We start from the raw sequence: 23,474 nt of genomic DNA, 5'->3' as shown, positions 1-23,474 counted from the left end.
GAGTTCGCCATGATTCGAACAATGCACCCAAATAGACGAATGGTTGTTCTCGGGGGCCTTTTTGGCGCCTCTGCGGTTGTGAGCTTCTTCAAGGGGCCGGATTTTGCAATCGCCGCGGACGTTCCGGGTTTGACCAAGCGTTTCGAGGATCTCAGCCACAATGGCAACAGCTCCTGCTCGGCCAGGTTCACTGAGTCGATCGCAACCATGCCGAGCACGTCGCGGATCAAGGGATCGTGTTGCAGCCCGATGGAAATGAAGCGCTATTCCGAACAGACGGAAGGCCTGACCAAATACCGCGACATCGCGATGATCCCGCAGGATCCGTACGATATCCCCGCGGGCATCGCGCAGAAGATGATGCCTTACTACGACATGCAACTCACCAGCGTGGAGCAGGCGGCCTACGACTACGCCATGGCCACTTCCAACGAGAAAGGCCCGTGCTGTTGCCAATGCTGGCGATGGAAAATGTATGGTGGGCTGGCAAAATACTTGATCCATGAACACGGTTTTACCGGTAAGCAGATCGTGGATGTGTGGAACCTGTCCGACGGTTGTGGCGGTGGTATGTAAAATTGGCGTGGCGGCATGACCGAGTGAAGCGGACTGCCGTCGTAGCGATCCATCCACCAGGCCAGGACCGACATCAGGGCGCCTACTGTGCTGGCCGGGTTCATCGCCATGCGCGACGAGCCCCGGCCGGACGCGCTGGCCGGTCTCAAGGCGCTGACCGATGCTGGCATCAGGACTGTTAAGCTGACCGGCGACAACCAGCGCACCGCGGCGGCTATCGGCAAGCAACTCGGCATCGAGGTTCGCGCTGAACTGTTGCCAGAGGACAAGCAGCGCATTGTCGGTGAGTTGAAAGGGCAGGGGCTCATCGTCGCCAAGGTCGGCGACGGCATCAACGACGCGCCGGCGCTGGCGGCGGCCGATGTTGGGATTGCCATGGGGGGCACGGATGTTGCATTGGAGACCCTTTCGCCGTGCTGGCAGCCTGGGCGATCGAGTTGGGCGCGGGCTTGGTCCGTCGAAAGCGGGCCGCGCCCGCGCAATTCATGGCCTCCCCGTGCCACCGGCCACACGCATGGTGGAGCCTACTCACTTGCTTCCCGGCCAGTCATCTCTTCTATGAGAATCCGGAAGAAAACGTGCGGCAAGCTATCTGACACGGGAGGCATGACAGGCTTGAGCGCGCCGGGCTCCCACCAGTCCGCGTGCTTGCTCAACACTGACCATGCGTGATCGCGCTGAAGCTTGTGGCCGATCTGGTCAGGCAGCTCTTCAAAGCGGCCGTCGACAATCACGCTTCTCCATCCGCGTCCCTGGGTGTGTTCGACGATCTGGGCGCATACCAGGGAGTTGGCGCGCATCCAGTCGATCTTCTTGCCCGGCAAGGAGAACGCGTAGAGGTTACTGTCGGCGTAGGCGTAGTTGAAGCAGACGACGTAGGGTTGTCCGTCCTTAGCGCATGCCAGATGGCCGACGCGATTGGCAGCCAGCAAGTTCGCGCATTCCAAAGTGGAGAGCGTGCGGATCAGCATCGATGCGACCCTCCTTTTTGCATTTCAAACCTTGGCAGCTGAACTCGCTATGACGTGGATCAAATTGGCGCGTCTGTGCTTGATTTGCGCCGTAGGACGATGGACGATCCCGTTCCGGTGCCGCTGGACGAACCCTTCCCGGCGAAAATAGAGTCACCCTCGATGAAACCGTACTTTCGGAGCGGCCCTGCAACACATATCTGAGGAATTTCTCGATGTGGAACATAATTGGCAGGCTTCGGATATCGAGCCGTACTTGGGAAATAATTCTCCTGGGACTGAGAAGTCCGAGAGGATCGGTATATTACCGCAGTATCTGCCGGTGATTTGCCCGGCGATCAGTTCCGCCGCAGCCGATATTTCAAATGGGATTATTATGGACGGATCGGCATAACCGATCAGATTTCCGTTGTTCACCCCATCAGCGAGAATGTGACCATCACCATCTCGATGGGCAAGCACAGTTGTTCCGGCCAAGTCTTTTCGCAGAAGGCCGAGGAATACCGGCGATCGCATGAATCGGTCATCATTTCCCTGCTAGGTGCCCATTGGTTGACTTCCGAGACACCGCTTGGCATCGCCGCGCGGTCAATGTCGATCACGGACAGTCTCGTCGCCACGATCGGTGCGTATCGCGGCGTTTCGCCGAGCAACGCCCCGACGAAGCGGGATATGCGGCGAGAGCTCGCTGAGCTTGCCGAGCAGTCGCTCGACTACCCCGCTTGGATGGACCCGGCCACGATCGCGATGCCGGATACGAATGCCACAATCATCGCAGCCGCGCTGAACGCGTTCTCCTGAAAAATCGTCTTCGCCTTGACATAGATCAAATCTGCATGAGATTGTGCTATTCATGCAGAATATGCATGAGGGCGTACATGGAAACTCGAGACCTTCAGACCTTTCTTGCGGTTGCCGCCAGCGGCAGCATTACCAAGGCGGCTGATATGCTCGGGCGCTCCCAGCCTGCGGTGACACGCACCGTTCAGGATCTCGAGGCCGAGCTCGGTTTCGAATTACTGCACCGGGTCGGTCGACGGGTGCAGTTGTCTGAAGAGGGTGTCGCCTTCGAGGAGGAAGCGCGGCGCTTGCTAATGTCCTTCACCGAACTCGCAGCGCGGGCCAAGATGATCGCCGCCGGCAGGGGACGGATCCTGCAGATTGTCACGACGTCTGCGATCGGTACTGGTCTGATCCCGACGGCCATGGCTGAGCTCAAAGGTGTCGAGCTTCCACACGAGACGCATCTCGGGCAGTTTCTTCCCTCGATCGTCGCCCAGGAGGTGCGCAGCGGACGTGCCGAGATCGGATTTTCAAGCCTGCCGCTCGATACGCCTGGTCTGGATGTCCTGCGGCTCTATTCGGCGCCTGATGTTGCAGCCGTGCGGGAGGACGATCCGCTGGCTGAACTTGATGTCATACCGCTTTCGGCCTTTGCGGGTCGCCGCGTCGCCACGTTGCTCAATCCGCTGCGTTTCCAGTTGCATGTCGCCAAGGCACTGGCTGCCCGGGGCATCGACACCGGCCCAGTGATCCGGACCAATACTGCATATGGCGCGTTGCAGATCGTGCGCCATACCGGTGTCGCGGCCGTCATCGATCCCCTTACGGCCTATGGCGTGGCCCTGCCGGGTGTCGTCATTCGCCCGATCGACGTACCCGTTCTCTTTTATTGGGGCGTTGTGGCTGCCGAAAAACGTCCCCTTCGTCCGGTCGCACAGGCGTTGATGGAGGCGGTCGAAGCCGTGGCTGAACGTTCGATCGCCGGGTTCAAGAAGCTCGATCCGGCCTTAGCCGGGCAATTGGTGACCGATCCTGCATCGGCCACAAGTCACGGAACGGGAATATGAAGCATACCCCCACCGCGCCAATGTCGGCAGGTCTTGCTGCGCTGGAAGCACAGCTGGCGCAGGATCTCGACTTTCTCGAGCTGCCCGCCAAGCCCTGGGTTCCCGAGCGTTCGAACGATGGCGTGCCGGTCCGTGACGTGGTGGTGATCGGCGCCGGGATGTGCGGACTTGCTGCGACGGCAAAGCTGGTGCTGACCGGAATAACCAATGTCGTCGCCTATGATGCGGCTCCGGCCGGGCTCGAGGGGCCGTGGGTAACGTTTGCCCGCATGCAAACGCTCCGGTCGCCGAAGACCCTGCACGGTCCGTCGCTCGGCCTGCCACAATTGACGTTCCGCGCCTGGTTCACGGCGCAATGGGGCGTTGAGGCCTGGCGGTCGCTGGACAAAATCCCCAAGGGCCAGTGGATGGACTATCTGGTCTGGTATCGCAAGGTCCTTGCGCTGCCGGTGCGCAACAGCGTGCGCATGACCGGCGTCACTCCCGTTGGTGATCTGATTGCAATCGATATCGAGGGCGCGGAAACAGGTCGGGTTCTCACCCGTCATCTCGTTCTGGCCACAGGCCGGTCTGGCCTCGGCGGTTTTGCCGTGCCCGATTTCCTCAGGGGTATCGACCGCGCCTATTGGGCCCATTCTGCTGACGACATCGATTTCAACGCGTTGAAAGGTAAGCGTGTGGCGGTCATCGGCGCCGGCGCCTCTTCCATGGACAATGCCGCGACGGCACTCGAGGCGGGCGCCAGTTCAGTAGACATGTTGATCCGGCGCAAGGAAATGCCGCGCATCAACAAGCTGACCGGCATCGGCAGCCAGGGTGTGGTGCACGGCATCTACCACCTGCCCGATGCCTGGAAGTGGAAGTTCTTCGACTACACCGCCTCGACCCAGACGCCGCCGCCGCGTTCATCGACGCTTCGCGTGTCTCGCCACCCGAATGCCCGGTTCTTTCTCGACTGCGGCATAATCGCGGTAAAGGAAGATGCAGGAGGCCTCCTAGTCGAAACCACGCAAGGGTCGATGCACTACGACTTCCTGATTGCTGCAACCGGCTTTTCAAACGACTTCAATGGCCGCCCGGAATTTGCAGCTCTCGCGCCACATATTCGCACCTGGTCGGATGGCCGATATACGCCGGATATGGGGCCGGCTCATGCGGGTATGTCCGACGCGCCCGATCTCGGTCCTACCTTCGAGTTTCGCGAACGTGTCCCCGGGTCCTGCCCGATGCTGTCGCACATCCACTGCTTCAATGACGCCGCCATGCTGACCCACGGCAAAGTGTCCGGCGATATCCCGGCCGTCAGTGCCGGCGCCGACCGTCTGGTCCGCGGCATTGCCGCGTCGCTGTTTGCCGAGGATGTCGAAACCCATTTTGCAAATCTGGTCGCTTACGACATCCCCGAACTTCTGGGCGACGAATGGGTCGATTCAACACCCTTGCTACAGAAGGAGGCCGCGTTGTGATCGACGCAATGGACAAGGCCGCCGGTCTTTCGCCGCACGATGCGCTTTTTGCCGCACGGCGGTTTCGACCCGAATTCGTGCGAGGGGCGGAGGAATGTCGCCTCTCTGTGCTGCAGCCGGCAAATGACCAGGGGCTGGCGCCGAATTTGCGGGTTGCTCTGGCCCGTCGCATGGCCGCTCTGAATGCCGATCCGGTCCTAATGGCCGAATATGATGTGCAGCTGGCTCAGCTTGGTCCGACTGAGCAGCTTCTGGCCTTGGCCCAGGGTGAAACGGATTTGAATGAACCCCTGGCGACCATCGTCCGTCATGTTGACCTGATCACCCTAACGCCGAAAAAGGCGGAAGCGAGCCACATCGCCCTCCTCGCCAAGGCCGGATTGAACAATCCTCAGATCGTCGCGCTCTCCGAGCTGATTGCCTTTGTCAACTTCCAGACACGGGTGGCGGCCGGCTTGCGGCTGATGAGGTCGACATGATTTCCTCGGTTCGTCTGAAGCCATTGAATTGGCATCCGTACATCGCGCCGGTCGAGCTATCCGAGGCCACGCCGGAACAGCTTGACGCGATGAAGGTCACGCCATCGGCCAAGAAAGTTTCGGAATATGTGCGCACCCTTGCGCATGACCCAGAGAGTTATCTTGCCCGCACCATCTTGTTCAACGCAATCATGTACGTCGAAGGTGGGCTTGCCCGTCCCGACCGCGAACTTGGCGCATTGGGTGCCTCGATCGTCAATGGCTGCAAATTCTGTGCCGTTGTTCACGCCCGCAGGCATGCAGAGCTGACCAAGAGCGACGAAGTGGTCACCGCGCTGTATCTCGACAAACCTGAAGCGCTCGGCCCACGCGATGCGGCAATCTACAGCTTTGCCCGCCGCCTGTCGGCGGCACCGTCGGAAGCGACGGCAGACGATATCGCCGCGCTTCGATCCGTCGGCATGGATGACCGCGAGATCATCGACCTGATCCACGCCATATCGATCTTCGGCTGGGCAAACCGGCTGATGCACGTTCTCGGCCATGCGGAGAGCGGATGATGATGATGCATGCGGTCAAGGCACTCCGTCCCACACTCTGAAGGGCACCAACCAGAATGCTTGAACTCAAAGATCTAAAGCTGTCCTACGGAAGCACGCAGGTCCTGAACGGCGTCAATCTCTCGGTAAAGCGAGGTGACGTTGTGTCAATCATCGGCCCCAGCGGCACCGGCAAGACCACCCTGCTGAAATGCATCAACTACCTGGTCAAGCCGGCATCTGGAACCATCGCGTTCGATCAGATTCGGATGGATTACCAGCGCGCTGACAAGGCAGCTATCCAGGCGATCCGGCTGCGGACAGCGATGGTCTTTCAGCAATTCAACGTCTTCAAGAACATGACCGTCCTCCAGAACGTCATGGATCCGCTGGTCGTCGTGCAGCGCAAATCCACGGACGAGGCGCGTGAAATCGCGCTTAGGGAGCTAGAACGAGTTGGCCTCTCCGCCAAGCGGGACAGCTATCCGTCCCAGCTGTCAGGCGGACAGCTCCAACGGACTGGAATCGCACGAGCGCTGGCGGTTCGGCCGGACGTGATGCTCTTCGACGAACCGACATCATCGCTTGATCCTGAACTGGTCGGTGAAGTTCTGAAGGTGATCAAGGACGTCACGTCATCCGGGATCACTTCGCTGCTTGTGACCCACGAGATGCAATTCGCAAAGAACATCTCAAACCGGATCGTCTTCATGGATCGTGGCGTGGTTGCCGCCGACGGCAGTCCGGCTGAGATCTTCGATGCGCCTTCCAACCCGCGACTTGCTCAATTCCTGCAGTCAGAACTTGCTTTTCAATAACTCAACAAGAAGGGAACCTAAGAAATGTCTGCAATCACATCCAGTTTTCCCCGTCGTTATGCCCTGGCCGTCGTCGGCGGCATCGCAATTGCCCTTGCCACAGCAGGGATCAGTTACGGTCAGACCGTTCGGACAATCAAGATCGCGACGTCTGCCGAATCCAAGCCGCTGGCATGGGGCGCGCTCGGCGTCGAGCCGCAAGGCTATGAACCCGACCTCCTGAGGGCGATTAACGCAAAGTTGCCGCAGTACAAGTTTGAAATGGAAGGTGTCTCCGATATCGCGCAGGAAACCGGCCTGGCCACAGGAAAGTACGACATCGCGGTCGGTGGCTACTACAAGTCGCCCGAGCGCGCCAAGCAGTTCTTCATTCCGGAAAACCCCATGGGCGCAAGCCTGATGAAGATCTACAGCAAGAAAGGCAGCGGCATCAAGGAAATGAAAGATTTGGTCGGCAAGAGGATCGTTCCGACCACGGCCGGCGGCGGAACCTACAAGTTCATCATGAATTGGCAAAAGGAAAATCCGCAATACAAGCTTGATGTCACGGCATCGAGTGCCGGTATTCCGTACCCGAACCGACTGGACGAAGTTCAGAACGGCAAGTTCGACGCGCTGGTCCTGCCTTCAAATCTGGGCGAGCAGACCGTAATCGATGAAAAGAAGCTTGATATCGTGGCGTCGGAACCAGTCTTCAGCAACAACACTTATATGCTTGTTCACAAATCGGATGAAAACAAGGTTTTGGCTGATGATGTGAACAAAGTTCTCAAGGAATTAAAAGACGACGGCATGATCGAAAAGCTCTCGCGGAAGTGGTTTGGCGAAGGCATCGTCAAATATATGAAATAACACGTCCATCTGCGTAGATAGTTTCTAGTCAGCGGCAAGGCTGAATTGCAAGAAGGAGCGTTTCAAAGTGGATGTTTCTGCTATGATTCCCGAGTTGTTCTCGGCGTTGCCGCTGACGCTCGCCATCACGTTTACGGCCATGTTCGTCGGCTTTTGCTTGGCGCTCGTCGCGACAACACTCCGGGTTCGCAGGATACCAGTGGTCAGTCACCTGACCGACCTCTACGTGTCCTATGCCCGCAGCGTTCCCGTCGTCCTCCAGTTGTTTGTAGCGTTCTACGGGCTTCCCTTATTGGTGGCCCTGTTGGGCGCTGAAGACTTCTTCTCGCCGACGATCGCTGCGATGGTCGGACTGAGCTTTTATCACGGTGGGTATCTGTCGGAAGTGATGCGGCCCGCATACCTGGCTGTCGATCGCGGCCAGCATGATGCAGCCGACAGTCTAGGATACACCTTTCGCCAGAAGATCGCTCGCATCGTGGGTCCTCAAGCGGTTCACTTCGCATTGCCGGGTTATGGAAACTCCATCATCTATCTGATCCACAACGTTGCGCTGGTCATGTACATCGGGGCGGCGGACGTGATGGCGACCGCGCACTTGATCATGGAGCGCGACTATAACCAGTACCAGTTCGAAACATACCTCGTGCTGGCCGTCATCTATGCGCTGATGTGCCTGATCGCTTGGTTCATCGTGCACTTCTTCGAGCTTCGCTCGCCGATGCAGGCACCTGAGGCGACGACAACAGCTCAGATCAAGAACGCGGCCATCGCCAGCGTCTGACCTAAGGGTGAACCATGTTCGATACCGAAATTTTGCTGCAGGACACTCAGGAAATTCTGGGCGCCGTACCTGTAACGCTTGGAATGGCGCTCACGATTTTCGTCTTGTCGACGATAGTCGGCAGCATTTTTGCACTCGTCGAATATAGACGAGTGCCGGTTTTGCGAGAGCTTATCATGGCTTACAAAATCGTCTTCAAGGGCGTTCCGATGGTCATCGTGATTTTCCTCGCCTATTTCGGTCTGCCCCCGGCATTCCAGTTCCTGCTCTCGTTGCTCGGGATCAACTTCAACGCCCATGAAACACCCAACTGGGTCATCCTCGTTATTGCGGTGACAGGCTGCATCGCCGCGTTCCAATCGGAGATTATCAAGGGAGCCCTGAACGCCTTCGACACCGGTCAGTCAGACGCCGCCCATTCGCTGGGCTATACAAACGGCCAACTGTTCCGACGGATCCTATTTCCCCAGGTGGTCCTCACGGCAATTCCCGATCTTACTACCTCGATGATGGTCATCATGAAGGCGCTTTCTCTCGGATTCGCCATCGAGGTAGTCGATATCTTCGCCCAGTCCCAGTTGACCGCCGCGCTGAACTACTACTACCTCGAAGCCTTCGTGATTGCCGTCGTGATCTACATGGTGATTGCCTATATCGTCACCCAGATTGCCGACAGGCTGGAGCAGGCGTTGAGGGTGCGGACCTAAGGGCAGCCTCCTCGCAGCTCTCTTGAGTGGAATTCGTTCAGCTGAAGCGCAGTCTCGCAGGTAACCCAGGATAACCTCACAGGATCGAGACAGACGGCCAAGTGGTTGCCCATGAGCTGCCGGCCGGCCATTACCCGACGCCGATCAGCCGTCGCCATCTCGAAGTGCAATTGGGCGGTACATCAGGCGGTCAACGACGCGGCTGCAATTTTGGCACGGGTTGAGGGCCGCGACGATCTTGGGGGCCTCAATGACTGCAACAGGAGCATTGCTATGCGGGTCAGTATTCTGGGCGCCGGAGCGATTGCTTACGGCCTTGCCGCCTATTTGGCGGAAGCGGGACACGACCCAATGCTTTGGTCGCCGTCCGGAGAGCGCACCAAGGCGTTGGCTGGCGGCGAATTGCTGAAGGCCACGGGGGCTATCGAGGCAACGGTACCGGTGCGAATCGCCAAGGATTGCAAAGATGCCATTGCCAATGCAGACGTCGTCATAATCGCGCTGCCGGCTAACGGCCACAAGATGGTGATGGACGCTGCCACTCCTCATCTGAGCGAGGGTGTACCGGTCATCATCAGCTCTCACAGTTCCTTCGGAGCGCTGTATCTCTCCAAGCAACTGGCGGGGCGCAAGGTCAGCCTGCCGATCGTCGTCTGGGGCACAACGCTCGTGACCGGCCGCCAGCGCGGACCAACTGAAATCGATGTTGCCAGCGTTCGCCAGAAACTTGATGTTGCGACGCTGCCTTTCAATGCGCTGGACCAAGGGTTCCAGCTTTGCACGGCCTTGTTCGGCGATCGTTTCGTCAAGCGCGACGGCCTGCTTGCGATCGCGCTTAGCAACCTCAATCCGCAGAACCATCTGGGAATTGCCCTTCTCAATCTCACACGCATGGAGAAGGCCGAGCAATGGAGCCAGGGGGGAAACGTCACCCCGGCCGTTGGCCGCGTTATCGAGGCTCTCGACGCCGAACGATTGGCGATCGCTGACCGTTTTGGCATAGCCGTACGCACCGTCGAAGAGCATTTTTCATTGTCGTTCCATGTCCCCATGAGCACCGTTTCGAAAATGAACCAGGAGATGGATCGCCAAGGCCGAGGCGGCTTTGGCCCGACAACTATCGAAAGCCGCTATATTCTCGAGGATGTTCCGTTCGGACTGCTGCCGACCGTATTTTTGGGGAAGATCAGCGGAAATCCAGCGGCCCTCCACGAATCTGGAATTTCCATATTGTCGGCGGCTTATGGCCGCGATCTCAGGGGAGACAATGATATTCTTCCCGCACTCGGCATTGAGGGAATGGCAAAAGCAGATCTCGAAAACCTTTGCCGTAAGGGATTTTAACAACTCTTCGCTGTGATTGCAGTATAGGCCGATACACCTCAGAAGCCGCGGGCGGTGCTCGCCGGCGAGCAAGACGTGGCAGCCGCCTCGGCGAGGGCCTGGAGAAGTCCCTTTAAGACCCGGCACAAAGCCCGCATAGTCACGTCCCGCCGTGGCTACCAATGCCAAACAACATAACGCCCGGCCTTGGAAGGATTATCAGCCATCGGCGGATGCTCGAATCGATATTGTCTTATCCCCTCCAGGGGGATAGGAAGAAAGCCATGAGCGAACAGCCACACATCCACGAAACGCACCCCGATATCGTCAAGCGCCTGAAACGCGCCGACGGACATCTCAAGGGCGTCATCGAAATGATCCAAGCGGGTCGGCCTTGCCTCGACATCGCCCAGCAGCTTCATGCTGTCGAGAAGGCCATTTCGCAGGCCAAGAAGACGCTGATCCAGGATCACCTCAACCATTGCCTTGAAGACGTCGTCGGACCGCTGGCGCGCGAGCAGCGCCGCTCGATCGACGAATTCAAGGACATCACCAAGTACCTGTGAGAGACGCAATGATGGACAAAATCCGCGATTGGTTCGGCTTCGGCCCGATGACACAGGGCTTCGGCGCCCATGGGCACGATCATGGCGATGGTGGTGGCCATGGCCACAACCACGGCGTCATCGACCCGACGATCGCGACGACGACGCGAGGCATCTGGGCGATCAAATGGTCATTCGTCGTTCTGGCCATCACGGCAGCGCTTCAGCTCGTCGTCGTGATCCTTTCCGGGAGCGTGGCGCTGCTGGCCGATACGATCCACAATGTCGGCGACGCGGTGACAGCCGTACCGTTGTGGGTCGCGTTTGTGCTGGCCCGCCGCCAGCCGAGCAAGACCTTCACCTACGGCTTGGGCCGCGTCGAAGATCTCGCCGGAATCCTGATCGTTCTCATCATCCTCTTCAGCGCCATCGTCGCCGGCTACGAAGCGATCGACAGGCTGATCAATCCGCGACCTATCGCATTTCTCGGCTGGGTCGCCATCGCCGGCCTCATAGGCTTCATCGGCAATGAGGTCGTGGCGGTGTTCCGCATCCGTGTCGGCCGCGAGATTAACAGCGCAGCACTGATCGCGGATGGCTATCATGCCCGCACGGATGGCTTTACGAGTCTTGCGGTTGTCCTGGGTGCTCTTGGCGTGTGGCTTGGCTTTCCGCTTGCCGATCCGATCATCGGGCTCCTGATCACGCTAGCGATCTTCGCGATCGTTTGGCAATCGTCGAAAGCTGTCCTCACGCGCATGCTCGACGGCGTCGAACCCGGCATCGTCGATGAAATCCGTCATGCCGCCGAGCACGTGCCCGGCATCGAGCGTGTCCAAAGCGTGCAGGCGCGCTGGATCGGGCATCGCCTGCATGCGGACGTTGCCATCGGTGTACTGGACACCGCGACGGCAAAAGAGGTCCTAAGCGTCACCGAGGCCCTGAAGGAGGAACTGTCTGCTCACTTGCCGGCCCTGGCGGAAGCGAATGTTCGTCTTGAGAACCCGGCCAATCCGCCCGCACCGGGCATGGGAAGCTCTCATGCTCATCATGCTCCCGCGCCCTTCAAGGTCGAGTGCGATCTGGCCGCAGGGACATTGGAAATCGTCGATACGCCTGGCGGCGAGCGGATGCGTCTCACGATCGACCGGCACGCTGATGATTTGACGGCTATGGTGATAATCGACCGGCCAAAGGGACCGGAGACACTTCGCCTCGAGCCCGTCGCCGACGATCATCATCGCCTTGAGAGCACCGTGGCCCCTGCCGAACCCCATGAGTTCGAAGCGAGGCTGATCTTGGCTGCGACGAATCGCGAGCAGGTGCTGCCGTTCAAAATGATCGAGCCGGAAGGCCACCATCACTGAGATACGGTAGCTATCGATGTCTGCCGCGTCGAGGAACCAATGCTGCGATCTGTACCGCATGGCGGCGTTGCAGCTTGCCATTGGCTGACCGCAACCGCCGCCCGGTGATCTGAACACCGCGTTTGGCGTCCATGCGCGTCGGATGGTTGCGAGGGGATTGTCCTGCGGTCCAGTGGTGATCTCATCGCATCCGGTTGAGATCCGACGGGCGGCTCTGAAAGATCGCCTCCATCGAGAAGAAGCCAGTCACAGTGGCCAAATCGAAATTGGTGATTAGCTGTTGGTAGAAGGCGTCGTAGCCTGCCATCCCCTTGGTGACGACCTTCAGCAGATAGTCCCAATCGCCGCCGATCCGATAGAAGTCGGCAACTTCCGGCAGGCGCTCGACATGCCTGCGGAAGTCGTCGGCCCATTCGCGCGAATGGTGGCGGGTCTTGATCATCACGAAGACAATGAGATCGAAGCCGAGCGCCTGCAGGTTGATCTCCGCATGCGATCCGCGCACAAGCCCGCTTGCATGGAGGCGCTGCAGGCGGCGCCAGCACGCGTTTTGTGAGAGGCCAACCTTTTCGGCAAGATCCCGCTGGGACAGGCTGCTGTCATTTTGCAGGCTGCTCATGATTTTCAGATCAAAGCTATCAATTTCTGACATTGATTCGATCAAATGACCCAAGTTTTGGCAATTGTTGCAGAATTTTGATGGGGATTCAACAGCGGCGCGTGGCTATACTGCGGCACAGGCCAGACAAACCAAGTGTTTTAGCTATGAACGTGAACCGTCACCATTTTCCCCCCGCGCTGAGCCTTCTGGAGCAGTTCGCAGGTAGCCTTGGCGACAGTGACGTGGTAACCTCACTTCAGGCAGGGCTGATCGGCATCGACGCGGAGATGGACGGACCCTTTGGACGCAAGACGCTGGTCTATGCGGACTACGTGGCGTCGGGACGGGCGCTGCGTCAAGTCGAGCAGTTTGTGATCGAAAAGATTCTGCCATACTACGCGAACAGCCATACCGAGGCGTCGTTTTGCGGTGGCTTCATGACCCGCCTGCGCCGAGAAGCCCGCAGTACGGTCGCCGCCTTCTGCGGCGCGGATGAGCGCCACGCAGTTATATTCGCCGGCTCGGGAGCAACGGCTGGCATCAACCGCCTGACTGCTTTGCTGGGAATTCCCGGCGCACTCGCGCGGGGTGAGACCCCGTGCGTCATCCTTGGCCCCTACGAGCATCACTCCAACATTCTGCCATGGCGGGAAAGCGGTGCGGAAGTCGTCGAGATTGGCGAGGGCGCCGACGGTGGGCCAGATCTGGCCCAGCTCGCGGAAGTCCTCTCGCAGGTCGGCCCAGACCGATTGATCATCGGAGCCTTTTCCGCCGCATCAAACGTCACCGGTATCCTGACCGACGTGGTCGCCGTCACGCGTCTTCTCAAGCAGGTCGGCGCGAAAGTGATCTGGGACTACGCCGGTGGAGGACCTTATCTGCCCATTTGCATGTCTCCTTCCGAAGACGCAGAGATCGACGCGATCGTTGTTTCTCCGCACAAGTTCCTGGGAGGTCCGGGTGCCTCCGGTGTGCTGGTAGTGCGTCAGGATGCTGTGGTCTCCGTCAAGCCGACTTGGCCAGGCGGTGGCACGGTGAAGTTCGTTTCTCCCAGCGGCCATGATTACAGCGACAGCGTCGAGGTCCGCGAGGAGGCCGGTACGCCCAACGTCATTGGTGATATCCGGGCGGCACTGTCCTTTCTGGTCAAGGATGCGATCGGCGAGAACAAGATTGCGCGGCGCAATCGCCAACTGACCGAACGCGCAATCGACGCCTGGGCATCCGTCGACGAACTCGAACTGCTGGGTCACTTAACTGCCGAACGCCTGCCGATTTTCTCGTTCCGGCTTAGGAACGGCAGGGGCGGCTATGTCCATCAGCAACTCGTGACAAGAATGCTGAGCGACCGGTTCGGCATCCAGGCGCGCGGCGGCTGCGCCTGCGCAGGCCCCTATGTTCATCGCCTCCTCGCGATCGACAAAAGCGAGTCCGACCGTCTACGCCGTGCGATTCTCGACGGTGACGAGATCAGCAAGCCAGGCTTCACCCGACTGAATTTCAGTGTGCTGTTGCCGGACGATAAGGTCGATTACATCATCGGCTCCGTCATCCAACTCGCCGCGGATGCTGCTTCGTTCGAGGAACGGTATGAGTTCGATCCCAAGCGCGCGATATTCTCTCCAGTGCAAGCGTGATCTCAGCCGCATCTCTTCAGATTCAACCGACACGCGCTGGATAACGATGTCCTTGCCCTCTCCGAACGTCACTGCGTTCTTCGATCCGCGCACCTTCTCGGTGCAATATGTCGTTGCCGACCCGGCCACGAAGAAATGTGCAATCGTCGATCCCGTGCTGGACTTTGACGAAAAATCCGGGACCACCAGCACTGCCGATGCAGACCGGCTACTGGATTTCGTCAGACAATGCGACCTGCAGATCGAGTGGATCCTTGACACTCATCCGCACGCCGATCATTTTTCGGCGGCGCATTATCTTCGAGATAGAACCGGAGCGCCCACCGCCATCGGCGCCCGGATCGTCGACGTGCAGAAGCTGTGGGCCGACATCTACGAATGGCCTGAACTTGCGACCGATGGCTCCCAATGGGACCGGCTCTTCGCTGCAGGTGAAAGCTTTCATGTCGGCGAGATACCCGGCAGAATTCTCTTCTCTCCCGGGCACACATTGGCCTCGATCACCTATGTTGTGGGCGACGCCGCATTCGTGCACGACACGGTCTTCATGCCAGATAGCGGAACGGCGCGCGCGGATTTTCCCGGAGGCAATGCCGGTCAGCTCTGGCGATCGATCCAGGAAATCTTGTCCCTGCCGGGCGAGACGCGGATCTTTGTCGGGCATGACTATCAGCCGGGCGGCCGTGCGCCGCGCTGGGAAAGCACGATTGCCGAACAGAAAGCCAGCAACTCTCATTTGGCGCATTGCGCGGCTGAAGCGGAATTCGTAGCGCTTCGGGAGACGCGGGACAGGACGCTCCCCATGCCGAAACTCATCCTTCACGCCCTCCAGGTGAATATCAACGGCGGTCAGCTGCCCGAGCCCGCGGTCAACGGCAAGCGGTTTCTGAAGTTTCCATTGAACGCTCTACCCGATACTGTCTGGGGATAGTGAAGCGTCGCGAAATGCGCGTGAACTTATCGCCGCCATGACCCGCTATGGTCATGTTTCTTGTAGGCCAACAAAAACCCATCAAGCTTATACTTTGCGCAATCCTGCAAAATTTGTTGCGCTCTTCATGTAGTCCCAAAGGCAACATGACGCGCCAGCCGTTGCCCAACATCGGTGCGCACCACCGAATGATCACCTTCGAAATTGATCTCTTCAACTGCAACGCCGAAACTCGACCGGCAGGCTATGCGTTGCGCTGAACACGTTCAGGTGACGGGCGGCGGCAGTTCGCTTCCTTGCGGGTTTGATCGCGCACTTTTGTAAGTTCCATGAGTATCCCTGTCGCCGTCATGGCGGTCATAACCGCGATTGGCGCGGAAGTGTATCTGGCAGTTTGACGCTTTCGAAGTACGCCATTAAGCCACGCCGTCACGTCGTGAAACCCTAAGAATTCACGACCGTCGGGGCTCTTTTCGGTCGATCTAGCTGCCGCAACAACCTCCGGCCTTGGCAGGCGCCGCCATATCCTTGAAGATCACGCAATCCTGTCCGGGACCGCCGGCGCAGGCAACATTGCAGCGGGTTACGAAGCTCTCAAGCCGCCGTTCGAGCAGGCGCATCTCGGCGAGCTTCTGGCGCACCTCGTCAAGATGCACCTGGGCGATGTCGCGCGTTTCCACACAATCGCGTTTGGTGCTGATCGACAGATCCAGCAGGACTCGCACCTGATCGATGCCGAAACCGAAGTCCCGGCACTGCTTGATGAATGTCAGCCGACCCAGATCGTCATCGTCATAGCTGCGTTGGCCGCCGGCGGTGCGCGGGGCAGGGGGCAGCAGACCGATCTCCTCATAATAGCGAATTGTCGGCGTCGTGACGCCGGTGGCCTTGGCGAGCGCGCCGATGGTCAATACGCGGACGTGAAGATTCATCGCAAATACCTCTTGAACTTCAAGTTACTTGAAGGAGTACGCTATCTCGATAGTGATGCGAAAGGAAAATTATTCGATGGGCTTTTTCGGAAACCGGATCGTCCTCGTCCGTTGGACGTCGGCAATGCTGGCGATTTCGGCACTCCTCTTCGCCGCCGCCGTCTTGATGGAAGGAAGCGGGCATCACGAGCCCGCGCGCGCGGCCGCGCACGACGAAGCAGCCAAGGCAGGCGAACAGGCTGCGGGCGGCCATGATGAAGCTGCCGAGAATTCCAATGTGAAACAAGGTGGTGATAGCGCTGAGGTCGGCGAAACGAGCAGTCACGCTGAAGCTAGCGAAACCGGCAGTCGCGCCGAGGCCGGCGACGCGGTCGGGCGCCCCAAAGAAGCGATCCTTGGCATCGACCTTGAAAACCCCCGGCTGGCATGGGGGTTCGTCGGTGTTTCAATCTTGCTCGCCGCCGCCGTTATGCGCTTTGGGGCCGTTGTGCGGCTTGGCAACGCGACGCTCTTGCTAGCCATCCTGCTGGCGGGTGTCGCGGCTATTCTCGATGGCCGCGAGGTAATCCTGCAACTCACTCGGGCCAACGCAAGCGTCGCGGGCCTGGCCACGCTGACGGCGCTTGCCCACGCTGCGGTCGTCATCCTGGCCGTGCTGGCCTGGCAGGCCGCTTTCCCCAACGCCGGATCGGCAACAAGGAGAGATACGCAATGAACATTGGCAAGACGAACGCAGGCACCGGCCTTTTTCTGGGAGCCTGCACGGTTTGCTGTGCGCCCCTGATTGGGCCGCCGATTATCGCCGCCATAGCCGCCGGCGGCCTCGGCTTGGCATTGGTCGGCCAGCTTGGCCTGGCTTTGGGGGTTGTCGCCGCTGGTGGTTTTTTTCTTCTCTCACGCCGCAAAGCCGCGCCGAATGCCGACTTCCAAACGCTCATGGCAGCGGGTCAGTGCGGGTGTGGTCCTTCTTGTGAAGAAAAGCCGATCGCCTGCACGCTCGATGCCGGCGACTTCAAGGAACGGGCGGCGGGCATCCTCGATCTTGCCCGGCGCTCGCTGCGGCACGCATCGCGAACGCCGCTCACTCTAAGTCTCACCTATGAGCCGAAGGCGCTGGATGACATACGCGACCTCGTCGCCAAGGAAAAAACCTGCTGCGCTTTCCTGACCTTCGACCTGACGAACGACGCGCGCGGCGTGTTCCTCACCATCACCGCGCCGCAGTCGGCGGCCGACTCGGCAGACCTGCTCTTCGAGAGCTTCGCCCCTGAACTCGCTGCGTCCAACCTCAAGGAGACTGCCTGAAATGCAACGTCGTCAATTCCTAATGTTCTCGGCCGCCGCTGGCATGGCCGCTGCCGCCGACCCAGTATTCGCCGACAGTGGCGACGAAACGATTCCCGGCTTCGACGAAGCGCTCAAGGCAGGCGGCCCGATGTTGATCCATGTTACCGCGCCCTGGTGCGAAACCTGTCAGGTGCAAAAACCCATCGTGGCGTCGCTGCTTGCGTCACCCGACTTCAAGCGCATGAAGAAATTCGATGTCGACTTCGACACGCAAAAGGAAATTCTGGCTCGCTACCGCGTGCAGATGCAAAGCACGATGATTGTCTACAAGGGTGGCAAGGAGGTCGATCGGCAAACCGGCCAAACCGACCCTGTCGCCATCGACGCGCTGCTGCGCGAGGCGCTGTAAGATGCTGCTTGCCCTGCTTGCCGGTGTTCTGTCGATCCTTTCGCCCTGTGTGCTGCCGCTGCTGCCGGTCGTCCTGACCGGCGCCGTGGCTGAACATAAGCTGGCACCGCTGGCCCTGGCCACCGGCGTTGCCGTGTCCTTCACCGCGATAGGCGTCTTCGTGGCCACCATCGGTTTTTCGATCGGGCTAGACATGACGGTGTTTCGATCGGCCGCCGCCGTGCTGCTGATCCTATTGGGGGCGGTGCTGCTCGTCCCGCGCTTCCAGACTCAGTTTGCCAGTGCGGCCGGCCCCGTGAGTAACTGGACGCAAAGCCGCTTCGGTGGCCTCTCCACCTCCGGCATCTCTGGTCAATTCGGCGCAGGGTTGCTGCTGGGCGCTGTATGGACGCCTTGCGTCGGGCCGACGCTAGGTGCCGCTTCGATCATGGCCTCACGCGGCGAAAATCTCGGCATGGTGGTGTTGACCATGCTGGCTTTCGGCATCGGCACGTCATTGCCGCTGCTGGCTCTCGCACTGATGTCGCGCGAAGCGCTCGTGCGCTGGCGCGGCCCGATGCTGGGCGCGTCCGGCGGCGTCAAGATGGTCCTCGGCGTGCTGCTGGTCATCGCCGGCGTCATGACCCTGTCCGGCTTCGATCGCACGATACAAATCGGCCTCGAACGAGCCTTGCCGGACTGGCTGGTGGCCATCACCACGCGCATATGACAAGTTCGGCTGACATGCCTGTCCTGTTCAGCACTTTCCTGACGTTCGCAGCGGCCGCGCTGGCCGAGATCGCCGGCTGCTTTGCCTTCTGGGCTTGGCTGCGACAGGGGAAATCGATCCTGTGGCTGGCGCCGGGTGTCGCCTCGCTGATTTTGTTCGCCTACCTGCTGACGCTGGTGCCGAGCGACTATGCGGGGCGGGCTTACGCCGCCTATGGCAGCATCTATATCATCGCTTCCTTGCTGTGGCTGTGGCTGGCCGAAGGGCATCGGCCGGACACATGGGACCTGGCCGGAGGGGCGATCGCCATCGTTGCTGCAGGCGTCATCCTGTTCGCGCCACGCGGCGCCTAACCACGATAGCACGCCAGGTCCGAGTCAAGGTCGCCACGCAGGAGTTTGTTATGTATTGGAATCAATAGCGGCGTGCGCCTGTTGCATTGAAATCCGGCGTCGAATGGCCAAATGCATGGAAAGCACAACAATCATCCTGGGCATCCCCATTCCCTCCAACAGTCCAATCTTTCTGGCTGTTGTCGGTGCCCATGTTCTGTTCGGGCTTGCCGCCGTGATCACAGGCGCTGTCGCGATGCTTAGTCAAAAAGGGCGTGGCCGCCACTCTAATTTTGGGATCTTTTATTTCTGGTGCCTGTTCGGTGTGTTCGTCACCATGAGCGCTCTGTCGCTTGTGCGTTGGGCCGAAAACTACAACCTGTTCGCGCTAGGGACTGTTTCTTTCGCGTCGGCATGTCTAGGACGCACTGCCGCCCGACGGCGCTGGCGCCAATGGCCCAGACTGCATCTCACTGGCATGGGCGCATCCTACATCGTGATGCTTACTGCATTCTACGTCGATAACGGCAAGAATCTGCCGCTGTGGAAGGAGCTTCCGGATATTGCGTTTTGGATTCTGCCTGGCGCGATCGGAATGCCGATAATCCTCTATGCTTTGTTCCGGCACAAGCTGGTTCTGGACTTCGATCGCTCACGAGCGGCTATCGTCAGGTCCGCAAATTCCGACTGAGACACGACCGCCGTTCAGCGGCTGATACGTTCTGACGCTCCGGGCAACCGCAGCGATAACCGCCAACGCGTCGGCGGTACCGTCGGCTTCGCCCTTCTCAAAATCACCTTCGGCCTGACCCATCTGGTTTGTTACATGGGCGAAGCAGATCACGTGCTTGTGACGCGCCGCCGCAAACGCGTAGAGCGCGGCTGCTTCCATCTCGACGGCAGCAATTCCCTGCATCCGACGCGCTTCAATCGCACGCTCAGTTTCGCGAAAAGGGGCATCGGTGGTCCAGCTCGCCCCCGTGTGAATTGGTTCGGGCAAGTCCGTTAGGGAAGGGCGTACCCATGCAATCAGGTCGGCGTTGCCTTCGGCGAATTCAGCAGGCGGAGCGTAGTGGTGGCTTGTTCCTTCATCACGAAGGGCGCGGTCGATCAGCACGAAATAGGGCGGCGGTCCGAGAACTGTAATCTGCCCGGCCGAGGTGATGCTGATCAGCAAGAGGCATCCCGACGCAAACAGCTGCTCGGCGACCAGCACGGCGAACGAAGAACCGACCGCACAGCCAACGATGCCAAGCGTCTGGCCATCCAACTCGAACTCGTCAAGGACGGTATGATAGCAGGCCCAGCCCGGTGAGGGGCGGGCGCGGCCATCTTTCCGCAAGCGGCGCACTATGTCGCCGTCCGGATCAAGGACGCATACGGCAGGCACGGGCTCCAAAGGCAGACCTTTCTGCCGCCGCGCCTCGCGCAGCATGTTTTCAACCTGAAACACGGACTCGGCCGAATAGTCCTTCAGCTCGAGCAACGGTGATCGCGGAATTGGTGGCGTCATGTTGCTTGTCCGAATACTTTTGGATGCGGGACCACTTCAGGCCACCGCCGCCTGGACCGGTAGGCCTGCAGCCTTCCATTCGGGATAGCCGTCCTCGAGCCGGTGAACGACATACCCTCGCGTCCGCAATGCCGCGACAGCCTCGAAGGACAGAACGCAATAAGGACCACGGCAATAGGCGATGACCTCCCGGTTCGCGGGAAGCTCCGCCAACCGGCGCTCGAGTTCAGTGAGCGGGATGTTGAGCGCCCCCGGAAGATGTCCGAGCGCAAATTCATCCTCCGAACGGACGTCGAGAACCGTGACAAGGCCGTCATGCAGCCTCGAGACAAGATCTTCGCGCGACACAGCCTCCAGCGCGTCGCGAGTGTGGAAATAGTCGGTCATGACGCGATTGACCTCGGCGACGTTCCGCTCGCCGACGCGCCCCAGGGCCTTCATCAATTCGACCACCTGGGCATCTCCGGCAAGACGATAAAGCACATGCTTGCCGTGCCGCTGCGCCTCGACAAGTCGCGCGCGTCGAAGGATTTGAAGGTGGCGTGAGGCGTTGGCAAAGTTGAGGCCCGCTCGCGCCGCAAGTCCCTCGACGCTGCGTTCGCCCTGGGCGAGATGCTCCAGCAATTCCAGCCGGTGCGCATGCCCGAGCGCCTGAGCTACTTCGGCAAGGCTGGCGAAGATCGCCTGTTTTGGCCCGATGCTTGACATGCGATCTTCTCGATGAAACATTCAGCAGAATAATTGAATGTTATCCAGGAGAGGTAGAGAGCGCAAGCCATGATCCTCCGTCAATTCCTCCATTCCGACCCCGTCGCCGCGTCCTACCTGTTCGGATGCGGCGGCAAGTCGGCCGCCGCCGTCGTCGATCCGGTCGGCGACATCGCGCCTTATCTTAGGGTTGCCGAGGCAACCGGCATGCGCATCCTCTATGTGGTCGACACGCACATCCATGCTGACCACATTTCCGCCGGGCGCTCACTCGCCGCAGCTTCCGGTGCGCAATACGTGCTGTTCGATGGCGCGCAAGCCGGTTTCCCGTTTCGGGGCGCCAAGGACGGCGAGGTGCTCGAGCTGGGTAACGTGACCATGACCGTCATGCACACGCCCGGACACACGCCGGAGCACGTCTCGCTCCTGGTCACCGACAGGACACGCGCGGCCGAGCCATGGTTCGTGCTGACAGGCCACACGCTCATGGTTGGCGATCTCGGACGAACCGAGCTTGCAACCAGCGCCGAGGCCGGTGCGCGGACGCTGTTTTCCAGCGTGCGCCGTCTCAAGCAACTGCCAGATCACGTCGAGGTGCTGCCAGGCGCCTATTCCGGCTCGGTCTGCGGGCGCTCGCTCAGCGGCAAGCCGACATCGACGATTGGCTTCGAAAAGCGCTTCAACAAGGCATTCCGCATCGAGGACGAGGACGCTTTCGTTGCTACTATGATCGCGGACATACCGCCCCCGCCGCCGGATGCGGCGCGCAACCGCGCAGCCAATGCCGGCCTGGCCGCCGCCGCGGCCTGACCGGTGAGCAATGCGGCATCGCTTTCGCGGTCAGCAGGCTCCACGGTCAGGCTTGGGCTCAAGGAAAACTGGCGGCAATTTGCTCTCCTGATGCTGGTGAATGCCTTTGTCGGCGGCATGGTCGGGATCGAACGCACGGTCGTGCCGCTCATCGGGTCGGAAGAGTTCGGCATCACGTCGACGACACTCGTCGTCTCCTTCATCGTCAGCTTCGGCGTGGTCAAGGCGCTTGCCAATCTCGTCTCGGGCCAGCTCGCCGATAGCTGGGGGCGCAAGCGCGTTCTCGTCCTCGGCTGGCTTGTCGGCTTGCCGGTCCCGTTCATGATCATCTGGGCCCCGAGCTGGGGATGGGTGATCGCGGCCAACGCACTGCTCGGCATCAACCAGGGACTGGCCTGGTCGATGACGGTGATCATGAAGGTCGATCTCGTCGGCCCGAAGTCGCGCGGCCTTGCCGTCGGCCTCAATGAATTTGCCGGCTATCTCGCCGTTGGCGTAACGGCGTTCCTCACCGGCTATCTTGCTTCGCGATACGGATTGCGGCCGGTGCCGATCTATCTCGGCATCGGCTACGCGGTCATCGGCGCCATGCTGTCGATCCTGCTGGTCCGCGACACGCGCGACCACCTCCGGCTCGAGGCATCCACTCACGCACAGCAATCCGCGCCGATGAGCTTCCGGGAGGTTTTCGCGCTGACCTCGTTCCGGGATCGCAATCTGTTCGCGGCCTCGCAAGCCGGCCTCGTCAACAACCTCAACGACGGCATGAGCTGGGGTATCTTCCCGCTGTTCTTCGTGTCCTTCGGACTTGGCGTCGAGCGCATCGGCATCCTGAAGGCGATCTATCCCGCGACATGGGGAATCCTGCAGATCGTCACCGGCCCGTTGAGCGATCGCTGGGGTCGCAAAGGCCTGATCGTTGCCGGAATGTGGACCCAGGCCGGCGGCCTGTTTCTTACCGCCGCCACGAGCCGGTTCGAATGGTGGCTTGTCGGCAGTCTTCTTCTCGGCCTTGGAACCGCAATGGTCTATCCAAGTCTGATCGCGGCTGTTTCCGACGCCTCGCATCCAACCTGGCGCGCCCGCTCGCTCAGCGTTTATCGATTCTGGCGCGATCTCGGCTACGCGATCGGCGCGCTCTCCGCAGGTCTCATCGCCGATCGCTTCGGGCTCTCATGGGCGATCACATCGATCGCCTCATTGACGTTTGTCTCTGGAGCCATCGTCGCGCTCGTCATGCGCGAGCGTTCGGGTGGCCTTCTTGATCTCGCGCAAGATACCGAGCCACCAGGCGGAGTAACATAATGGCTTATGAAGGAAGCAATTCG

The 23,474-nt window shown here is 59.9% G+C and carries 27 protein-coding genes and 2 pseudogenes; 24 read left to right on the top strand and 5 right to left on the bottom strand.

Annotation, left to right across the window (positions count from 1 at the left end):
* Positions 1-9 precede the first annotated feature (9 nt).
* Both OOJ09_RS28775 and OOJ09_RS28770 read left to right on the top strand, forming a co-directional pair.
* Entirely contained in the window at positions 10-576 is a 567-nt protein-coding gene (locus OOJ09_RS28775; protein ID WP_269908445.1) for a hypothetical protein, read from the top strand.
* A gap of 90 nt (positions 577-666) precedes the next feature.
* Positions 667-1,008: pseudogene (locus tag OOJ09_RS28770) on the top strand (HAD-IC family P-type ATPase); the annotation flags it as partial.
* A gap of 92 nt (positions 1,009-1,100) precedes the next feature.
* Here OOJ09_RS28770 and OOJ09_RS28765 read toward each other — a convergent pair.
* Positions 1,101-1,547: a pyridoxamine 5'-phosphate oxidase family protein gene (locus tag OOJ09_RS28765; RefSeq protein ID WP_269908444.1), complete on the bottom strand. Its 447-nt coding sequence runs from the start codon at positions 1,545-1,547 to the stop codon at positions 1,101-1,103.
* 327 nt (positions 1,548-1,874) lie between these two features.
* Between OOJ09_RS28765 and OOJ09_RS32025 the strand changes: the two genes are divergently transcribed.
* The 12 genes from OOJ09_RS32025 (at position 1,875) to OOJ09_RS28700 (ending at position 12,277) form a co-directional block, all read left to right on the top strand.
* The gene (locus OOJ09_RS32025; protein WP_333474497.1) at positions 1,875-2,348 is read left to right on the top strand and encodes a hypothetical protein; all 474 of its coding nucleotides are present in this window, start codon (positions 1,875-1,877) and stop codon (positions 2,346-2,348) included.
* A gap of 77 nt (positions 2,349-2,425) precedes the next feature.
* A complete protein-coding gene (locus OOJ09_RS28750; RefSeq protein ID WP_269908442.1) occupies positions 2,426-3,397 on the top strand; it encodes a LysR family transcriptional regulator in 972 nt (323 codons plus the stop codon).
* Positions 3,394-4,863: an NAD(P)-binding domain-containing protein gene (locus OOJ09_RS28745; protein WP_269908441.1), complete on the top strand. Its 1,470-nt coding sequence runs from the start codon at positions 3,394-3,396 to the stop codon at positions 4,861-4,863. The genes OOJ09_RS28750 and OOJ09_RS28745 overlap by 4 nt, the downstream gene beginning before the upstream one ends.
* On the top strand, positions 4,860-5,342 hold the full coding sequence (locus tag OOJ09_RS28740) for a CMD domain-containing protein (RefSeq protein ID WP_269908440.1): 483 nt from the start codon (positions 4,860-4,862) through the stop codon (positions 5,340-5,342). Before OOJ09_RS28745 ends, OOJ09_RS28740 begins: the two co-directional genes overlap by 4 nt.
* Positions 5,339-5,902: a peroxidase-related enzyme gene (locus OOJ09_RS28735; RefSeq protein ID WP_269908439.1), complete on the top strand. Its 564-nt coding sequence runs from the start codon at positions 5,339-5,341 to the stop codon at positions 5,900-5,902. Before OOJ09_RS28740 ends, OOJ09_RS28735 begins: the two co-directional genes overlap by 4 nt.
* A 56-nt stretch (positions 5,903-5,958) precedes the next feature.
* Entirely contained in the window at positions 5,959-6,699 is a 741-nt protein-coding gene (locus OOJ09_RS28730) for an amino acid ABC transporter ATP-binding protein (protein ID WP_269908438.1), read from the top strand.
* A gap of 24 nt (positions 6,700-6,723) precedes the next feature.
* Positions 6,724-7,551 carry a transporter substrate-binding domain-containing protein gene (locus OOJ09_RS28725; RefSeq protein ID WP_269908437.1) on the top strand — a complete coding sequence of 276 codons (828 nt, stop codon included), beginning with the start codon at positions 6,724-6,726 and terminating at the stop codon, positions 7,549-7,551.
* A gap of 67 nt (positions 7,552-7,618) precedes the next feature.
* Entirely contained in the window at positions 7,619-8,335 is a 717-nt protein-coding gene (locus tag OOJ09_RS28720) for an amino acid ABC transporter permease (protein ID WP_269908436.1), read from the top strand.
* A gap of 14 nt (positions 8,336-8,349) precedes the next feature.
* Positions 8,350-9,042 (top strand): amino acid ABC transporter permease, encoded by a 693-nt coding sequence (locus tag OOJ09_RS28715; RefSeq protein ID WP_269908435.1) that lies wholly within the window; start codon positions 8,350-8,352, stop codon positions 9,040-9,042.
* Between the two features lie 273 nt (positions 9,043-9,315).
* Entirely contained in the window at positions 9,316-10,386 is a 1,071-nt protein-coding gene (locus tag OOJ09_RS28710) for an NAD/NADP octopine/nopaline dehydrogenase family protein (protein ID WP_269908434.1), read from the top strand.
* Positions 10,387-10,649: 263 nt separating this feature from the next.
* Positions 10,650-10,931 carry a metal-sensing transcriptional repressor gene (locus tag OOJ09_RS28705; RefSeq protein WP_269908433.1) on the top strand — a complete coding sequence of 94 codons (282 nt, stop codon included), beginning with the start codon at positions 10,650-10,652 and terminating at the stop codon, positions 10,929-10,931.
* Positions 10,932-10,939: 8 nt separating this feature from the next.
* Positions 10,940-12,277, top strand: coding sequence for a cation diffusion facilitator family transporter (locus tag OOJ09_RS28700; RefSeq protein ID WP_269908432.1), 1,338 nt, complete (start codon positions 10,940-10,942; stop codon positions 12,275-12,277).
* Positions 12,278-12,458: 181 nt separating this feature from the next.
* Here the strand turns inward: OOJ09_RS28700 and OOJ09_RS28695 are convergent, their stop codons facing one another.
* A complete protein-coding gene (locus OOJ09_RS28695) occupies positions 12,459-12,929 on the bottom strand; it encodes an Lrp/AsnC family transcriptional regulator (protein WP_256752878.1) in 471 nt (156 codons plus the stop codon).
* 113 nt (positions 12,930-13,042) lie between these two features.
* Between OOJ09_RS28695 and OOJ09_RS28690 the strand changes: the two genes are divergently transcribed.
* Positions 13,043-14,515 (top strand): aminotransferase class V-fold PLP-dependent enzyme, encoded by a 1,473-nt coding sequence (locus tag OOJ09_RS28690; protein ID WP_269908430.1) that lies wholly within the window; start codon positions 13,043-13,045, stop codon positions 14,513-14,515.
* A 61-nt stretch (positions 14,516-14,576) separates the two neighbouring features.
* Positions 14,577-15,446, top strand: a pseudogene (locus OOJ09_RS28685) (MBL fold metallo-hydrolase); the annotation flags it as partial.
* A 482-nt stretch (positions 15,447-15,928) separates the two neighbouring features.
* Here OOJ09_RS28685 and OOJ09_RS28680 read toward each other — a convergent pair.
* Positions 15,929-16,357 carry a helix-turn-helix domain-containing protein gene (locus OOJ09_RS28680; protein WP_333474496.1) on the bottom strand — a complete coding sequence of 143 codons (429 nt, stop codon included), beginning with the start codon at positions 16,355-16,357 and terminating at the stop codon, positions 15,929-15,931.
* 49 nt (positions 16,358-16,406) lie between these two features.
* On the opposite strand from OOJ09_RS28680, the gene OOJ09_RS28675 reads away from it, so the two are divergent.
* From OOJ09_RS28675 to OOJ09_RS28650, 6 genes are all read left to right on the top strand, one after another.
* Complete coding sequence (locus OOJ09_RS28675; RefSeq protein ID WP_269908428.1) at positions 16,407-17,093, top strand: hypothetical protein; 687 nt, start codon at positions 16,407-16,409, stop codon at positions 17,091-17,093.
* Positions 17,090-17,683 carry a hypothetical protein gene (locus OOJ09_RS28670; protein WP_269908427.1) on the top strand — a complete coding sequence of 198 codons (594 nt, stop codon included), beginning with the start codon at positions 17,090-17,092 and terminating at the stop codon, positions 17,681-17,683. Before OOJ09_RS28675 ends, OOJ09_RS28670 begins: the two co-directional genes overlap by 4 nt.
* Positions 17,684-17,726: 43 nt before the next feature.
* Positions 17,727-18,074 (top strand): thioredoxin family protein, encoded by a 348-nt coding sequence (locus OOJ09_RS28665; RefSeq protein ID WP_269908426.1) that lies wholly within the window; start codon positions 17,727-17,729, stop codon positions 18,072-18,074.
* Between the two features lies 1 nt (position 18,075).
* The gene (locus OOJ09_RS28660; protein ID WP_269908425.1) at positions 18,076-18,783 is read left to right on the top strand and encodes a cytochrome c biogenesis CcdA family protein; all 708 of its coding nucleotides are present in this window, start codon (positions 18,076-18,078) and stop codon (positions 18,781-18,783) included.
* Positions 18,780-19,136, top strand: coding sequence for a YnfA family protein (locus tag OOJ09_RS28655; RefSeq protein ID WP_269908424.1), 357 nt, complete (start codon positions 18,780-18,782; stop codon positions 19,134-19,136). The genes OOJ09_RS28660 and OOJ09_RS28655 overlap by 4 nt, the downstream gene beginning before the upstream one ends.
* 115 nt (positions 19,137-19,251) lie before the next feature.
* Positions 19,252-19,806 carry a hypothetical protein gene (locus tag OOJ09_RS28650; RefSeq protein WP_269908423.1) on the top strand — a complete coding sequence of 185 codons (555 nt, stop codon included), beginning with the start codon at positions 19,252-19,254 and terminating at the stop codon, positions 19,804-19,806.
* Here the strand turns inward: OOJ09_RS28650 and OOJ09_RS28645 are convergent.
* Both OOJ09_RS28645 and OOJ09_RS28640 read right to left on the bottom strand, forming a co-directional pair.
* Complete coding sequence (locus OOJ09_RS28645) at positions 19,768-20,628, bottom strand: nucleoside phosphorylase (RefSeq protein WP_269908422.1); 861 nt, start codon at positions 20,626-20,628, stop codon at positions 19,768-19,770. The two genes, OOJ09_RS28650 and OOJ09_RS28645, sit on opposite strands and share 39 nt — an antisense overlap.
* Positions 20,629-20,664: 36 nt before the next feature.
* Complete coding sequence (locus OOJ09_RS28640) at positions 20,665-21,336, bottom strand: ArsR/SmtB family transcription factor (RefSeq protein ID WP_269908421.1); 672 nt, start codon at positions 21,334-21,336, stop codon at positions 20,665-20,667.
* Positions 21,337-21,405: 69 nt separating this feature from the next.
* Here OOJ09_RS28640 and OOJ09_RS28635 point away from each other — a divergent pair, with 69 nt between their 5' ends.
* Positions 21,406-22,146 (top strand): MBL fold metallo-hydrolase, encoded by a 741-nt coding sequence (locus tag OOJ09_RS28635; RefSeq protein ID WP_269908420.1) that lies wholly within the window; start codon positions 21,406-21,408, stop codon positions 22,144-22,146.
* 90 nt (positions 22,147-22,236) lie between these two features.
* Entirely contained in the window at positions 22,237-23,451 is a 1,215-nt protein-coding gene (locus OOJ09_RS28630; RefSeq protein ID WP_269908470.1) for an MFS transporter, read from the top strand.
* The last annotated feature ends 23 nt before the right edge of the window (positions 23,452-23,474 follow it).

This window comes from Mesorhizobium qingshengii (genome assembly GCF_027563465.1).
In the GTDB taxonomy this organism is placed as follows: domain Bacteria; phylum Pseudomonadota; class Alphaproteobacteria; order Rhizobiales; family Rhizobiaceae; genus Mesorhizobium; species Mesorhizobium qingshengii_A.
This window is presented reverse-complemented; position numbering and strand designations above follow the sequence as displayed.

Coding starts and splice junctions, on each gene's coding strand:
- OOJ09_RS28715 (WP_269908435.1), top strand. CDS start 8,350: ATGTTCGATACCGAAATTTTGCTGCAGGACACTCAGGAAATTCTGGGC.
- OOJ09_RS28670 (WP_269908427.1), top strand. CDS start 17,090: ATGAACATTGGCAAGACGAACGCAGGCACCGGCCTTTTTCTGGGAGCC.
- OOJ09_RS28650 (WP_269908423.1), top strand. CDS start 19,252: ATGGAAAGCACAACAATCATCCTGGGCATCCCCATTCCCTCCAACAGT.
- OOJ09_RS28695 (WP_256752878.1), bottom strand. CDS start 12,929: ATGTCAGAAATTGATAGCTTTGATCTGAAAATCATGAGCAGCCTGCAA.
- OOJ09_RS28775 (WP_269908445.1), top strand. CDS start 10: ATGATTCGAACAATGCACCCAAATAGACGAATGGTTGTTCTCGGGGGC.
- OOJ09_RS28735 (WP_269908439.1), top strand. CDS start 5,339: ATGATTTCCTCGGTTCGTCTGAAGCCATTGAATTGGCATCCGTACATC.
- OOJ09_RS28630 (WP_269908470.1), top strand. CDS start 22,237: ATGCTGGTGAATGCCTTTGTCGGCGGCATGGTCGGGATCGAACGCACG.
- OOJ09_RS28640 (WP_269908421.1), bottom strand. CDS start 21,336: ATGTCAAGCATCGGGCCAAAACAGGCGATCTTCGCCAGCCTTGCCGAA.
- OOJ09_RS28710 (WP_269908434.1), top strand. CDS start 9,316: ATGCGGGTCAGTATTCTGGGCGCCGGAGCGATTGCTTACGGCCTTGCC.
- OOJ09_RS28660 (WP_269908425.1), top strand. CDS start 18,076: ATGCTGCTTGCCCTGCTTGCCGGTGTTCTGTCGATCCTTTCGCCCTGT.
- OOJ09_RS28725 (WP_269908437.1), top strand. CDS start 6,724: ATGTCTGCAATCACATCCAGTTTTCCCCGTCGTTATGCCCTGGCCGTC.
- OOJ09_RS28635 (WP_269908420.1), top strand. CDS start 21,406: ATGATCCTCCGTCAATTCCTCCATTCCGACCCCGTCGCCGCGTCCTAC.
- OOJ09_RS28705 (WP_269908433.1), top strand. CDS start 10,650: ATGAGCGAACAGCCACACATCCACGAAACGCACCCCGATATCGTCAAG.
- OOJ09_RS28765 (WP_269908444.1), bottom strand. CDS start 1,547: ATGCTGATCCGCACGCTCTCCACTTTGGAATGCGCGAACTTGCTGGCT.
- OOJ09_RS28730 (WP_269908438.1), top strand. CDS start 5,959: ATGCTTGAACTCAAAGATCTAAAGCTGTCCTACGGAAGCACGCAGGTC.
- OOJ09_RS28655 (WP_269908424.1), top strand. CDS start 18,780: ATGACAAGTTCGGCTGACATGCCTGTCCTGTTCAGCACTTTCCTGACG.
- OOJ09_RS28700 (WP_269908432.1), top strand. CDS start 10,940: ATGATGGACAAAATCCGCGATTGGTTCGGCTTCGGCCCGATGACACAG.
- OOJ09_RS28645 (WP_269908422.1), bottom strand. CDS start 20,628: ATGACGCCACCAATTCCGCGATCACCGTTGCTCGAGCTGAAGGACTAT.
- OOJ09_RS28665 (WP_269908426.1), top strand. CDS start 17,727: ATGGCCGCTGCCGCCGACCCAGTATTCGCCGACAGTGGCGACGAAACG.
- OOJ09_RS28745 (WP_269908441.1), top strand. CDS start 3,394: ATGAAGCATACCCCCACCGCGCCAATGTCGGCAGGTCTTGCTGCGCTG.
- OOJ09_RS28750 (WP_269908442.1), top strand. CDS start 2,426: ATGGAAACTCGAGACCTTCAGACCTTTCTTGCGGTTGCCGCCAGCGGC.
- OOJ09_RS28690 (WP_269908430.1), top strand. CDS start 13,043: ATGAACGTGAACCGTCACCATTTTCCCCCCGCGCTGAGCCTTCTGGAG.